Below are 12,329 nucleotides of genomic sequence, written 5' to 3'. Positions count from 1 at the left end.
ATTAGGGTGGTTGCCATGATCGGTGTAACTAGCGACGGTCCCGTCACCACCATTGAGCTGCAGCGCCCAGAACGGCGTAATGCGGTGACCTACGAGTTGGCGCTCGCCTTCGCCGAGGAGGTCCGCAAGGCCGCCGAAACGGCGCGCGTCATCGTCGTCACCGGGCAGGGCACCTCGTTCTGCGCGGGTGCCGACCTGTCCAGTGGCGCTCCTGATCCCGATAAGTTCGCCGACGCCTGGCAGCACTCGATCAAGAGCATCGACGCCGCCGACATTCCGGTCATCGCCGCTGTCAACGGCCCCGCGATCGGTGCCGGTGTCATGTTGGCGATGGTGGCCGACCTGCGTGTGGTCTCCGAGACCGCGCGCTTCCAGTTCCCGGTCGCCAAATACGGTATCGCCCTGGATAACTGGAGTATCCGCCGGCTGTCCTCGTTGGTCGGCTACGGACGCGCACGTGGCATGCTGCTGGCTGCCGAGCCGCTCGACGCGCAGGCCGCCTTCCAAACCGGCATGGCCAACCGCATCGGAGAGCTTGCCGACGCGCAGGCGTGGGCGGCCGAGCTGGCCGGGTTCGCGCCGCTGGCACTCAAGCATGCCAAGCGGGTGCTCAACGACGACGGTGCGTTCGAGGACCAGCTGCCCGAGCACAAGGTGCTGTTCGACAAGGCGTGGAGCAGCCAAGACATCATCGAGGCTCAGGTCGCGCGAATTCAGAAGCGTCCCCCGAACTTCCAGGGAGCCTGAGCGTGCGGGCGCTCTGGGTTGGCGCCGGCGCAGCTCTTGCGTCGACGTGGTTCGGGCGCGCCCTGCGTGACGTCCCGCGAACGCTGGGCGCCAGCAAGGAGCGCATCGCCGAGGTTGCGCAGGGGTCACCGCAATACCGTGGTGGTTCCTTCCATAACGCCGAACCGGCACGGCAGTTTTCGCCTGATGCCGAGGCCACCACGGTGGTGTGGGATGTGATCACGCGGCGTAGCGCGGGTGCACCTAAAGGCCAAGTGCCGCTTGTGATCCCTGAACTTGGCGGTCCGCCTGCCGACTTGGCCGCCACCTGGTTCGGGCATTCCAGTGTGCTCGTGGAGGTCGACGGGTATCGGGTGCTCACCGATCCGGTGTGGAGCGACAGGTGCTCGCCCTCTCGAGTCGTCGGGCCGCATCGTCAGCATCCCGTCCCGGTGGAGCTGTCGGCATTACCGGCGCTGGACGCCGTGGTCATCAGTCACGACCATTACGACCATCTCGATATGGACTCCATTATCGCGCTGACCCGGAGCCAGAACGCGGTGTTCGTGGTGCCGCTCGGGGTAGGCGCGCACCTGCGCAGCTGGGGCGTCTCACCGGCGCGGGTCATCGAGCTCGACTGGGACCAGAGCCATCAGCTCGGAAAGCTCACGCTCACCTGCACGCAGGCCCGACATTTCTCCGGCAGGTCGCTGTCTCGCAACACCACGCTGTGGGCATCTTGGTCCATCGCCGGACCGAAACATAAGGTCTTTTTCGGTGGCGACACCGGATACACCAAGGCATTCAAGGTCATTGGCGACACTTACGGACCCTTTGATCTGACCCTGTTGCCGGTCGGTGCCTACAACACCTCGTGGGCCGATATCCACATGAACCCCGAAGAGGCGGTCCAGACCCACCAGGACTTGAACAGTCTGGCTTCCGATAAATCCGCCCCACTCCTGCCGATCCACTGGGCGACGTTCAACCTGGCCCTGCATCCGTGGGCCGAGCCGATCGAGCGGTTGCTCACCGCCGCTGACGAGCAGGGCGTCACCGTCGTGGCGCCCAAGCCCGGGCAACGGGCCGATATGCGGCAGCCCGTTGCCCCCGACGGCTGGTGGCGTTTTACCTAAGGCTTGTGTGCTTGGAGCAGGAACGCGGGCTGCTTGTTGCGGCCCTTCTCGTCCTTGTGGAACGCCGGCATCTCGAAGTTGGCGCCCGGTATCACTTCGGGGATGTTGGAGTGGATGAACGCGGGGCTCAGGTCGTCGATCACCCAGTAGGGCTCGACCGCCGCGCGCAACTCGTCTTCGGTAACGGCGTTGGGGCCGATCCCCGGCGGGAAGGCGCCGACCGCGAAGACCAACACGTAGTAGGACGCATCCGGGGCGGCCGCGCGTGAGATCGACCGCAGGTAGGCCTCGCGGGCCTCGACGGGGATCGAGTGGAACAACGTGCTGTCGACGATGGTGTTGAAGCGCCCGTCGTAGCCGGAGAAGTCGGTGATATCGGCGACCTCGAAGCTGGCGTTGGTCAGTCCACGCTCCGCTGCCGCGGCGCGGGCGGCCTCGATGGCGGTGGGGGACAGGTCGAGCCCGACGGTCGTGTGCCCCAGCGCCGCCAGCCGCAGCGAGGTTTCGGCGTGCCCGCAGCCGACGTCGAGAACCGTGCCATGGAACTTGTCGGCGTCGATCAGCGCGGCGAGTTCGGGCTGGGGCTCGCCGATGTTCCAGGGCGGTTCGCCCTGGAAGAGCTCGCCTTTGCCTTGATAGGTGGCGTCCCAATCCGGGAGTTCATGCGATGTCATACCAACTGACATTACCCGCGTTCAAAGGGAACGGGACGTGACCATCGGGTCAAATAATTGTGCGGAGTTGCCACTCGGTGGCCATGGCCGGCGGTCACCGGTCGCTACTGTGCAGGGGTGGCAACGATGGAGGAAGTGACGTCCGAGGGCCTGACAGCCGCCGAGGTCGCTGAGCGCGTAGCGCAGGGGAAGACCAATGACGTCCCGTCCCGCGCGGCACGCAGCGTGTCGGACATCGTGCGGGCCAACGTGTTCACCCGAATCAACGCGATTCTTGGGGTGCTGCTCATCATCGTGCTGTCGACCGGCTCGATCATCAACGGCGCATTTGGTCTGTTGATCGTCGCCAACAGCGCCGTCGGCATCATCCAGGAGCTCCGCGCCAAACAGACACTCGACAAGCTCGCGATTGTCGGTCAGACCCGGCCCCTGGTGCGGCGCGATGGTGTGGCGACGGCACTGGCCCCCAACGATGTGGTCCTCGACGACATCATCGAGCTCGGGCCGGGCGACCAGATTGTCGTGGACGGCGAGGTCATCGAGGAGGCCGCCCTCGAGATCGATGAGTCGCTGCTTACCGGTGAGGCCGACGCCATCGACAAGACCGTTGGTTCCCAGGTGCTTTCGGGCAGTTTCGTGGTATCCGGAAGTGGTGCGTACCGCGCCACCAAGGTGGGGCGGGAGGCCTATGCGGCCAAGCTCGCCGAGGAGGCCTCCAAGTTCACCCTGGTGCACTCGGAGCTGCGCAACGGCATCAACAGGATCCTGCAATTCATCACGTACCTGCTGCTGCCCGCGGGAGCGCTGATCATCTACACCCAGCTGTTCACCACCGACGACAGCTGGCAGGAGTCGGTGCTGCGCATGGTGGGCGCCCTGGTCCCGATGGTGCCCGAGGGCTTGGTGCTGATGACGTCAATCGCCTTTGCGGTCGGTGTGATTCGGCTCGGACGGCGCCAATGCCTGGTGCAGGAGCTGCCCGCGATCGAGGGGCTGGCCCGGGTCGACACGGTGTGCGCGGACAAGACCGGGACCCTCACCGAGAACGGGATGCGGCTCTCGGATGTGCGCATCGCCGGCGGCGGTGATGACGAGGACGCACTGGCGGTGCTGGCTCAGCTCGCGGCCGATGACCCGCGGCCCAATGCGAGCATCGCCGCCATCGCGGAGGCATATGACACCCCGCCGGGCTGGAAAACGACTGCGATCGCCCCATTTTCGTCGGCCAAGAAGTGGAGCGGCGCCTCGTACGGGGAACACGGTAACTGGGTGATCGGAGCGCCCGATGTGCTTCTGGACCCTGCCGACCCCATCGCCACCACCGCCGAGGAGATCGGGTCCCGGGGTCTGCGGGTACTGCTGCTGGCCGCGGCGGAGCTACCGGTTGACGAGGCCCACGCGCCCGGAGCCGTGACGCCGCGCGCATTGGTGGTGCTGGAGCAGAAGATTCGCCCCGATGCTCGCGAGACGCTGGATTACTTTGCTTCCCAGCATGTCTCGATCAAGGTGATCTCGGGTGACAACGCGGTGTCGGTGAGTGCGGTGGCCCAGACACTGGGGCTCTCCGGCGCCGCCGTGGACGCGCGCACCCTGCCCACCGATACCGACAAGCTGGCCGACACTTTGGCCGATGCGACCACCTTTGGCCGGGTGCGTCCCGACCAAAAGCGGGCGATGGTCAAGGCTCTGCAATCGCATGGCCACACCGTCGCGATGACCGGTGACGGCGTCAACGATGTGCTGGCGCTCAAGGACGCCGATATCGGTGTCGCGATGGGTGCGGGCAGCTCGGCCTCGCGGGCAGTGGCTCAGATTGTGTTGTTGGACAACAAGTTCGCCACACTGCCCTACGTTGTCGCCGAGGGGCGGCGCGTCATCGGAAACATCGAGCGGGTCTCCAACCTGTTTCTCACCAAGACGGTGTACTCGGTACTGCTGGCGCTGACGGTGGGGCTCGCAGGGCTGGGCTCGAAGATCTTCCACTACGGTGCGGTGCCGTTCCCGTTCCAGCCGATCCACGTCACCATCGCGGCGTGGTTCACCATCGGCATCCCGGCGTTCATCCTGTCGTTGGCGCCGAACAACGAACGTGCACAGACAGGATTCGTGCGCCGCGTGATGCTGTCCGCGATCCCGTCGGGTCTGACGGTGGGCATCGCGACCTTCCTGTCGTACCTGTTGGCGCGCCACATCCTGCACGTCACCGGCAATAGCACGCAGGCCTCCACCGCAGCGCTGCTCACCGAGCTGGTGGCGGCGGTGTGGGTGCTTGCGGTGGTGGCCCGTCCTTACCAGTGGTGGCGGGTGGTGTTGGTGGCGCTCTCGGGCCTGGGCTATGCGGTGATCTTCGCGATTCCGCTGGCACGGAAGGCCTTCATGCTCGACCCGAGCAATCTGGCGGTCACCGGTCCCGCACTGGGCATCGGTATCGCGGCGGCCGCGGTGATCGAGGCGTTGTGGTGGCTGCAGGGCAAGTGGTCTGGTCAGCCCCGCCACTTCTGGGCCACCGGAGACGACTGATTTCTAGAAGCTGAACCGCATGATCCTGCCGATGTCGCGCAGGGCGGGGATGTGGGAGATGACCCTCATCTGGATGCGGCCTGACAGTGGCAGGTGTTCCTCGCCTGCCACATCGGTACTGCGCAGGTCGTTGATGCAGCGCAGGCCGGGGTGTAGGGCCTCGATCTGGCCGGGGTCGTCGATACCCCAATGCAAGGTGGCCCCCGCGTTGCGTACGGCCGGCACCAGCTTCTGCAGCTTGATCCCGATGCTGCCGTAGCAGTCGAAGGCCAATTGCCCGCTGGGGAACCGACCGGTGATGCGCCGGATCAGAGATCGCCCCTCGGCCTCGGTCAGGTACATCGTCAAGCCCTCGAACACCGCCAGCGTGGGACGATCGGCCGGGATGGTTTCCAGCCATGCGTCGTCGGTGACCGAGCTGGCGATCATCCGATAATCGCCACCGCGATCGGGGAGCAGCGCGTGCCGCAGAGCGATCACATCGGGGTAGTCGACGTCGACCCAGCGCACCGTGTCGGGTGGGTTGATCCGGAAGACGCGGGTGTCCAGTCCGCAGGCCAGGTGCAGCACCGTCGCCTCGCGGTGAGCAGCGAGAAAATCCGAGGTCCAGTCGTCGAGTTGGCGGGCACGTAATGCCACACCGATCGCCTGGGTGCCTTTGATCTTGGTTTTGGAGAAGTCGTAGTCGATGCGGGCAACGGCCATGGCTGCGTAGTGGTCATGAAGAACCGAATTGGGGGATTTGGCGTCCTGCGCCCGGCCGTACAAGGTGGCCAGCATCGTCTCCGGGGCGCCGGTCAGCGTGATTTTCACTGGGTCCGTCACTCGATCCAACATACGCCGCCATCTCGTACTACAGTTGCGCCGTCCCACACGAAGGAGAACAAGCTCATGGCTGATTTCAAGGGCCTCATCGACAAGCTCAAGAGCCTGTTGGCGGGCAACAAAGACAAGGTCAACCAGGCCGTTGACAAGGTCGGCGACGCGATCGACTCCAAGACCGGCGGTAAGTACTCCGCAGTGGTCGACAAGGTTCAGGACGCCGCCAAGGGCGCGGTCGACAAGATCAACCCGGCCGAAGGCTCCGAATCCCCTAAGGACGGCGACGCTCAGTAACCGACTGGCGCCGCTGCTGGCGGCGCTGGTGTTGGTCACGGCGGGCTGTGCGCAGGTTGAGGCGGAAGGTGTTGCACCGCAGCCTCCTTCGCCACCGCCGGGTGAAGTGCTATCCGATGCGCCGCTGTCGCTGGCCCCGGATCTTGATGCCATCGCCGATGGTCATCTCATCCGCTACATGTCGACCTCGGGTGCCACCGGCACGCCCACCGAGGTGACCGGTGTCGTGTTCTCGCCGAAAGGTGAACCACCGCAGACGGGTTGGCCCATCGTCTCGGTGGGTCACGGCACCACGGGCCTGGACGACGCATGTGCGGTTTCCCGCGCGCCTGATCTGCGGGGCTACATCTGGTTGGTGCGCAACCTCACCAAGCGCGGCTGGGTGGTGGCCATCACGGACTATGAGGGGCTGGGTGTTCCGGGCCCACATCCATATCTGGAACCGAGGTCGGAGGGGTTCAACGTCATCGACGCGGCGCGTGCCGCGGTATCGCTGATTCCCGGGGCCTCTACGAAGTGGGCGGCCATCGGCGCCTCCCAGGGTGGTCAGGCAACCTGGGCCGCTGCCGAGCTCGCGGGTGATTACGCCTCCGAACTGGAGTTCGTCGGGGCGGCCAATCTGTCGCCGGCTGCCGATCTGACTGATATGGCGACTCATGTCGGCGATGGTCGATATGACTGGAGCCAGCTCTCGATGATGCCCACCCTGCTGACGGGGTTGTCGGTCACCGTCCCGGAGCTGAAACCGGAGAATTTTCTGCACGGTTCCTTCCAGGACAATCCGCACGACAAGGCGCTACTGCTGGGATGTCACAACGGGCTGGATCCCGCGCGAGCCGCGGCGATAGGTAGGTTGCGCGCCAAGGATTTTCATGGCACCGCCCCGGAAGACGCCATCATTTTCGCGGCCGCGTTGAGGCGGATCGCGCTGCCACTGGGCCCGGCCTCCGGACCGATGTTCGTGTACGCGGGTGGAGCCGACAGGCTCATCGACGCACGGTGGATCCATGCGGCGGTGCGACGGGCCTGCGCGTTGGGCGACACGGTTCAGGAGGTGGTGTCGCCGGGTAAGGGGCACGTGGACCCCGAGGGGGAGCGGCTCGGGGTGCAATGGATTGCCGACCGGTTTGCCGGGCTCCCGGCGCCCAGTAACTGCTAGCTGTCCGTTCGTTTCGCTCCGGTATCGTCTGCGCACGTGGCAGCCAAACTGAATTCCTCCATCGATGTGCCCCTCTCTCCCGAGGAGGCATGGAAGCACGCCTCGGATCTGCGGCGTTTCGATGAATGGCTGAGCGTTCACACGGCATGGCGCAGCGCGTTGCCCGAGACCCTGGAAAAGGGCACGGTGATCGACTCGATCGTGTGCGTGAAGGGCATGTACAACCGGGTCAAATGGACGTTGCAGAAGTACGACCCGCCGACCGGCCTCTTCTTGGATGGGCAGGGCAGGGGCGGTGTCAAGGTCAAGCTCAGGGTGACGATCACCCCCAAGGGGGCTGGTTCGGTCGTGGACTTCAGTCTGCACCTGGGCGGACCCGCGATGTTCGGTCCGATCGGCGCGGTGGTGGCCGCCGCACTGCGCAGCGATATCGATGCCTCACTGTCGAAATTCGTTCAAGTTTTTGCTTCTGTGTCCTAGCCGTCGTTTTTCGCGGTCTACCTGCGAAAATGTAAGCGACGGTTTGTGATTGGCTGAGTATCGAGTTCGTGTCGGTGGTTGGCAGGCTCCCGAATAAGGAGCAATATGGATATATGTCAATCACACGGAAGATCATCGGAACGGTGTTCGCTGCCGGTGCTGGCGCGGCTATTATCGCTGCCTCGCCTGCCACCGTGATGACCACCGGGGTGCCGACAACCACGTCCAACCAGGTCGTTCTTGCCGATCCCGGCGGCTCGGGCGGCGGTGACGCGGGTGGCGGCGGCGGTTGCTACAACGGCGTGTGCGGCGGATGGAATCCAGGCCAGGGTGGCTGGGGTCACGGCTGCTACAACGGCGTCTGCGGCGGCTGGGACGGCCAGCGCGGCTGGGGTAACTGAGCCGCTCAGAGCACGAATCAGTCCGCGAGCGGCGTGAGTGCCTGAGCCAGGGCGTCATAGGCGTCGCGGCGGGCTGATCCGCTGCCGAGTAGGTGGTCCGGCAGGATCACTTCATCGACGCCGTCCTGCGCCCATGGTGCGATCTGCTCCGCGATACGTTCCGCGGTGCCGTACAACACCGGAATCGGTGATGCTGCAGCAGTTTCCGCGGCGCGGGCCTCGGACTGCGGGCCATCGGTGACGATGATGCGGGCCTGGGTGGAACGCCAAATGGTCGCCGGATCGCGGCCGACTTTCTCCGCGGCGGCGTCCAGACGGGCGGCGACTTCGTGGAAGGTGCCGGGCGCGGACCACTGATTCCATTCCTGGGCATACCGGGCGGTCAGGCCGAGCATCCGCGGCTGAGTCGCGCCGATCAGGATGGGCAGCGGCTGCTGCAGCGGCTTGGGTTCGCAAATGCCCTCTGTCAGCTGGTAGTGCTCGCCGTCCACTGTGCTGACTTGTTCGTTGAGTAGCCCGGTAATCACCTGCAGCCCTTCGGCAAATCGATCGACTCGCGGTCCGGGCTTGCCGAGTTCGAGCCCGTAGCGCCGGTGCTCGTTCTCCTGCCAGCCTGCGCCCAGCCCGAGCGTGAAGCGACCCTGACTCACGTGGTCGACGGTGGCTGCCCAGTTGGCAAGCACCGCTGGATGCCGGAAGGTCATCGACAGCACCAAGGGGGCCAGCCGGATTCGTGAGGTAGCCGCGGCGAGCGCTGCGAAGATCGCGGTGGCCTCGTGGAAATCGGTGCGCTGCTCGGCAGTGTCGTCATGCGACATGAAGTGGTCGGCGGCGTAGAAGGCGCGCCAGGTCCCGTTGTCGGCGTATTGGGCGATATCGAGCAGATCTGCCCAGGACTGGTTGGTTTGTGCCCATATCGAGAAGCGCATGACTCCGATCCTAGGGTCAGCGCACATATCGCCGTTATGGCGTACTACCCTCGCAGTGGTGGAGGAGCAACCAAGGGGTAGGCGGGCAGAGGTAGTCGCTGCCGCCATTGAAGTGGCGGGCACCATGGGTGTTGGCGGTCTCACCTATCGCTCGGTAGATGCGGCCGCTAATGTACCGAGCGGGACGACCTCGAACCATTTCCGTACGCGTGATGCTCTGCTGCTGGGTGTCATTGTCGAGATCGAGAAGCTCCGCCGGGCCTTTTGGCGGGCACTTGTCACCGAGGTCAATCCGACCACTATCTCCGACCTTGTCGGTATTGGCGCCGCCTACGCCAACGGTGCTGTCGGGGTGATGAGCACCCGGGTGCGGGCGTACATGGCACTTCTGATGGAAGGCTGGAGCCATCCCGAATTGCGGGAGCCGTTGCAGCGGGGCAGGGATGCGCAGATTCCCCGCACACTGCAGCTGATGCGCAAGGTGAACCCGAAAACTCCCGAGCTACATGCGGAGATTTTCCAGGACTACCTCACCGGCATCATCTACCAGCAGCTCGCCAACCCGGCGTCAGACTTCAATCCGCGCCCGGGGGTCGAGGCGCTGATCACCGCGCTGCTACTGCCCCTGGAGCCGCGGGCAGCGCAGCAATAGGGTTCTCGCGCCAGTCGGTGTCGGTGACAATCCGCCGCGAAATACGTTCCAGCGCTGCCTGAATCTGTTCCCGATCTGCGCGGTCTTCGAAATCTGGTGTACGGGAAAGTCTTTCGATCAAATACTGGTTGATTGCTTCGCTGATCTTGTCGACTTCCTCTCGGCCCGTGTCGGTGAGCCAGATGTGGTCGTCGGTGCGCAACGCGTGACCGTTTTCGACGAGTTGGTTGAAGGCGGGGTCGATGACCTCTGCCGGTATGCGGTACCACTGTGCGATTCGGGACACCTCGGCTGAACCCGTAGCTCGTAGAAAACGGTTGGCTTGCACCAGGGCCCACAGCGGGGCGATGGGCATGGCGACACCTGCCTGCTCACGCAGCTTGTGCAGGCCCACGTGCGGGAATCCGCGCATGGCGTTGCTGATCGCGATTTCCAACAGCTTGTCCGGGGAGATGTTGTTGGGCATGCCGAAACCCTCGCCGAGGTCGGTGGCCAGTGATGAGTCCGTCCCGCGGAGGGGGACTTCCTTGAGGAACAGCGCGAGCACGAACCCGATGACGGCAACCGGTGCGGCACAAAGGAATACCATGTCCAATGAATCGGCATAGGCGTGGATGACGGGCAGTGCCGCCTCATGAGGCAGTGCGTGCAGCGCCTGCGGCGATTGAGTGGCCTCGGGCGAGGCGTTCACCGGGCTCAGTTCGCGCGCCAGGAAGTTCGAGAACAACGAGCCGAATATGGCCGCACCGAAGGAGCTGCCGATGGTGCGGAAGAACGTCACCCCGGATGTTGCGACTCCCAGATCGTCGAACCGGGCCGTGTTCTGCACGATGAGCGTGAGCACCTGCATCGAGGCGCCGATGCCCACGCCCAGGATGAGCAGGTACAGCGACTGCAGGATGAATGGCGTCGAGGCGTCCATCCTGGATAGCAAGACCAGCGCGATGGCCATGGTGGCGGTGCCGGCCACCGGGTAGCGCTTGTACTTGCCCGTGCGCCCCACCAGGGTGCCGGTAGCGGTGGACGTGATGAGCATGCCCGCCACCATGGGCAGCGTGCGCATGCCCGACACGGTGGCCGAGACGCCGTTGACGAACTGCATGAACGTCGGCAGATAGGTCATCACCCCGAGCATGGCGAAGCCGACGACGAAGCTCAGCACGCAGCAGATGGTGAAGACCGGGTCGCGGAACAGTCGCGGCGGCAGAATCGGTTCGGACGCTCGGGATTCCACCCAGACGAACAGGACGATGGCGGCGATCGAGCCGACGAACAGTCCGATGATCATCGGTGAGGACCACGGATAGGTGGTGCCGCCCCAGCTGGTCGCCAGCGTGAGTGCCGAGGCCCCCAACCCGATGAGGACGATGCCCCAGTAGTCGATGACGGGGCGTGCGGCTTTGGCCAGTGCCGGGATGGCTCCAGCAGCCACCGCGATCACCACCACCGAGATGGGCAGATTGATGTAGAAGGCCCAGCGCCAGCCCAGATGGTCGGTGAACAGTCCGCCCAGCAGCGGGCCGATCACGGTGGTCACTCCGAAGACCGCACCCAGCATGCCCTGATAGCGGCCGCGTTCGCGCATGGGGATGATCTCGCCGATGAGGGCCGTCGCCGTCACCATGAGCCCGCCGGAACCGAGGCCCTGGATCGCGCGCGCACCGACCAACATCGCCATCGATCCGGCCATGCCGCAGAGCAGCGATCCGGCAGCGAAGATGACGATGCAGGTCATGAAGATGGTTCGCCGTCCGAAGAGGTCACCGAACTTGCCCATCACCGCGGTGGCCACCGTGGAGGCCAGTAGGTAGCTGGTGACCACCCATGACTGGTGTCCGGCATCTCCGAGGTCGGCGACGACGGTCGGTAGGGCGGTGGCGACAATGGTGCTGTCCAGTGCGGCGAGCAACATTCCCAGCACCACGGCGACAAAGACGAGATTGCGGCGCTGGAGGCTGATCATGGAACTCGCAGCTTCCTGATCGACTGTCGTGGGCTCAGGTGACTGCTTGTGGCTTTCGGCTGGCATGACTTACCCATGCTAAAGGTATATGGATTCGCGCATCATGAACTCACGTTGCCGGCACACGAACGGACAGGAGCCCGATGACGAGCGAACGCCTTCCCACGGACCAATTTCCCGGATTTCTGGGGATCAAGTCCGTGTCGTATGCGGACGGCACGGTGACCGCTCAGCTCCCGATCCGTCCAGAGCACTTCGCCCCGAACGGGTTCGTGCATGCCGCCGCCGTCGTGGGGCTCGCGGACACGTTGTGCGGCTACGGGTGCTTGGCTTCCTTGCCGGAGGGGGCGACCGGATTCACCACCGTCGAGCTGAAGACGAACTTCCTGGGCGCCGCGCGCGACGGCACGCTCACCGGAACCGCGGTCGCGGTCCATCGCGGACGTTCCACGCAGCTGTGGGATGCGACGGTGACGTCCGATGACGGGCGCACTGTGGCGCTGTTCCGGTGCACCCAACTGGTGCTTTGGCCGCGGGGCTGATGGTCGGTGTTCCCGCTTCTGACCTGGGTGT

13 protein-coding genes are annotated in these 12,329 nt (G+C 64.9%); 9 read left to right on the top strand and 4 right to left on the bottom strand.

Annotated features, from left to right (window positions below):
- The first annotated feature begins 15 nt into the window (after nucleotides 1-15).
- Together B4393_RS10545 and B4393_RS10540 are read left to right on the top strand one after the other, a co-directional pair.
- On the top strand, nucleotides 16-747 hold the full coding sequence (locus B4393_RS10545; RefSeq protein WP_078312714.1) for an enoyl-CoA hydratase: 732 nt from the start codon (nucleotides 16-18) through the stop codon (nucleotides 745-747).
- Nucleotides 748-749: 2 nt separating this feature from the next.
- Nucleotides 750-1,862, top strand: coding sequence for an MBL fold metallo-hydrolase (locus B4393_RS10540; RefSeq protein WP_078334120.1), 1,113 nt, complete (start codon nucleotides 750-752; stop codon nucleotides 1,860-1,862).
- On the opposite strand, the gene B4393_RS10535 is transcribed toward B4393_RS10540, so the two are convergent.
- Complete coding sequence (locus B4393_RS10535; protein WP_078282641.1) at nucleotides 1,859-2,536, bottom strand: class I SAM-dependent methyltransferase; 678 nt, start codon at nucleotides 2,534-2,536, stop codon at nucleotides 1,859-1,861. The genes B4393_RS10540 and B4393_RS10535 overlap by 4 nt on opposite strands.
- A gap of 126 nt (nucleotides 2,537-2,662) precedes the next feature.
- Here B4393_RS10535 and B4393_RS10530 point away from each other — a divergent pair, with 126 nt between their 5' ends.
- Entirely contained in the window at nucleotides 2,663-5,056 is a 2,394-nt protein-coding gene (locus B4393_RS10530; RefSeq protein ID WP_078334119.1) for a cation-translocating P-type ATPase, read from the top strand.
- 3 nt (nucleotides 5,057-5,059) lie between these two features.
- On the opposite strand, the gene B4393_RS10525 is transcribed toward B4393_RS10530, so the two are convergent.
- Nucleotides 5,060-5,893 (bottom strand): class I SAM-dependent methyltransferase, encoded by an 834-nt coding sequence (locus tag B4393_RS10525; protein ID WP_078334118.1) that lies wholly within the window; start codon nucleotides 5,891-5,893, stop codon nucleotides 5,060-5,062.
- A gap of 54 nt (nucleotides 5,894-5,947) precedes the next feature.
- Between B4393_RS10525 and B4393_RS10520 the strand changes: the two genes are divergently transcribed.
- The 4 genes from B4393_RS10520 (at nucleotide 5,948) to B4393_RS10505 (ending at nucleotide 8,212) form a co-directional block, all read left to right on the top strand.
- Nucleotides 5,948-6,172, top strand: a complete 225-nt coding sequence (locus B4393_RS10520) for an antitoxin (protein ID WP_070936552.1) — start codon at nucleotides 5,948-5,950, stop codon at nucleotides 6,170-6,172.
- Nucleotides 6,173-6,197: 25 nt separating this feature from the next.
- Nucleotides 6,198-7,331, top strand: a complete 1,134-nt coding sequence (locus B4393_RS10515; protein ID WP_078334423.1) for a lipase family protein — start codon at nucleotides 6,198-6,200, stop codon at nucleotides 7,329-7,331.
- A gap of 36 nt (nucleotides 7,332-7,367) precedes the next feature.
- Nucleotides 7,368-7,811, top strand: coding sequence for a type II toxin-antitoxin system Rv0910 family toxin (locus B4393_RS10510; protein WP_078334117.1), 444 nt, complete (start codon nucleotides 7,368-7,370; stop codon nucleotides 7,809-7,811).
- A 113-nt stretch (nucleotides 7,812-7,924) separates the two neighbouring features.
- A complete protein-coding gene (locus tag B4393_RS10505; protein ID WP_070936550.1) occupies nucleotides 7,925-8,212 on the top strand; it encodes a hypothetical protein in 288 nt (95 codons plus the stop codon).
- 17 nt (nucleotides 8,213-8,229) lie between these two features.
- Here B4393_RS10505 and B4393_RS10500 read toward each other — a convergent pair whose 3' ends face one another.
- Entirely contained in the window at nucleotides 8,230-9,141 is a 912-nt protein-coding gene (locus B4393_RS10500) for an LLM class flavin-dependent oxidoreductase (RefSeq protein WP_078334116.1), read from the bottom strand.
- Nucleotides 9,142-9,265: 124 nt separating this feature from the next.
- On the opposite strand from B4393_RS10500, the gene B4393_RS10495 reads away from it, so the two are divergent.
- Complete coding sequence (locus B4393_RS10495) at nucleotides 9,266-9,793, top strand: TetR/AcrR family transcriptional regulator (RefSeq protein WP_078334422.1); 528 nt, start codon at nucleotides 9,266-9,268, stop codon at nucleotides 9,791-9,793.
- Here the strand turns inward: B4393_RS10495 and B4393_RS10490 are convergent.
- The gene (locus B4393_RS10490; RefSeq protein ID WP_078334115.1) at nucleotides 9,747-11,756 is read right to left on the bottom strand and encodes an MDR family MFS transporter; all 2,010 of its coding nucleotides are present in this window, start codon (nucleotides 11,754-11,756) and stop codon (nucleotides 9,747-9,749) included. The two genes, B4393_RS10495 and B4393_RS10490, sit on opposite strands and share 47 nt — an antisense overlap.
- Nucleotides 11,757-11,899: 143 nt before the next feature.
- Here B4393_RS10490 and B4393_RS10485 point away from each other — a divergent pair, with 143 nt between their 5' ends.
- Entirely contained in the window at nucleotides 11,900-12,298 is a 399-nt protein-coding gene (locus B4393_RS10485) for a PaaI family thioesterase (protein ID WP_078334114.1), read from the top strand.
- The last annotated feature ends 31 nt before the right edge of the window (nucleotides 12,299-12,329 follow it).

Source organism: Mycobacteroides franklinii, from assembly GCF_002013895.1.
Classification (GTDB): Bacteria; Actinomycetota; Actinomycetes; order Mycobacteriales; family Mycobacteriaceae; genus Mycobacterium; species Mycobacterium franklinii.
This window is presented reverse-complemented; position numbering and strand designations above follow the sequence as displayed.

Excerpts from the sequence above, each read along its gene's own strand:
- B4393_RS10545 (WP_078312714.1), top strand. The coding sequence starts at position 16 with ATGATCGGTGTAACTAGCGACGGTCCCGTCACCACCATTGAGCTGCAG.
- B4393_RS10535 (WP_078282641.1), bottom strand. The coding sequence starts at position 2,536 with ATGACATCGCATGAACTCCCGGATTGGGACGCCACCTATCAAGGCAAA.
- B4393_RS10530 (WP_078334119.1), top strand. The coding sequence starts at position 2,663 with ATGGAGGAAGTGACGTCCGAGGGCCTGACAGCCGCCGAGGTCGCTGAG.
- B4393_RS10525 (WP_078334118.1), bottom strand. The coding sequence starts at position 5,893 with ATGTTGGATCGAGTGACGGACCCAGTGAAAATCACGCTGACCGGCGCC.
- B4393_RS10520 (WP_070936552.1), top strand. The coding sequence starts at position 5,948 with ATGGCTGATTTCAAGGGCCTCATCGACAAGCTCAAGAGCCTGTTGGCG.
- B4393_RS10505 (WP_070936550.1), top strand. The coding sequence starts at position 7,925 with ATGTCAATCACACGGAAGATCATCGGAACGGTGTTCGCTGCCGGTGCT.
- B4393_RS10500 (WP_078334116.1), bottom strand. The coding sequence starts at position 9,141 with ATGCGCTTCTCGATATGGGCACAAACCAACCAGTCCTGGGCAGATCTG.
- B4393_RS10495 (WP_078334422.1), top strand. The coding sequence starts at position 9,266 with ATGGGTGTTGGCGGTCTCACCTATCGCTCGGTAGATGCGGCCGCTAAT.
- B4393_RS10490 (WP_078334115.1), bottom strand. The coding sequence starts at position 11,756 with ATGATCAGCCTCCAGCGCCGCAATCTCGTCTTTGTCGCCGTGGTGCTG.
- B4393_RS10485 (WP_078334114.1), top strand. The coding sequence starts at position 11,900 with ATGACGAGCGAACGCCTTCCCACGGACCAATTTCCCGGATTTCTGGGG.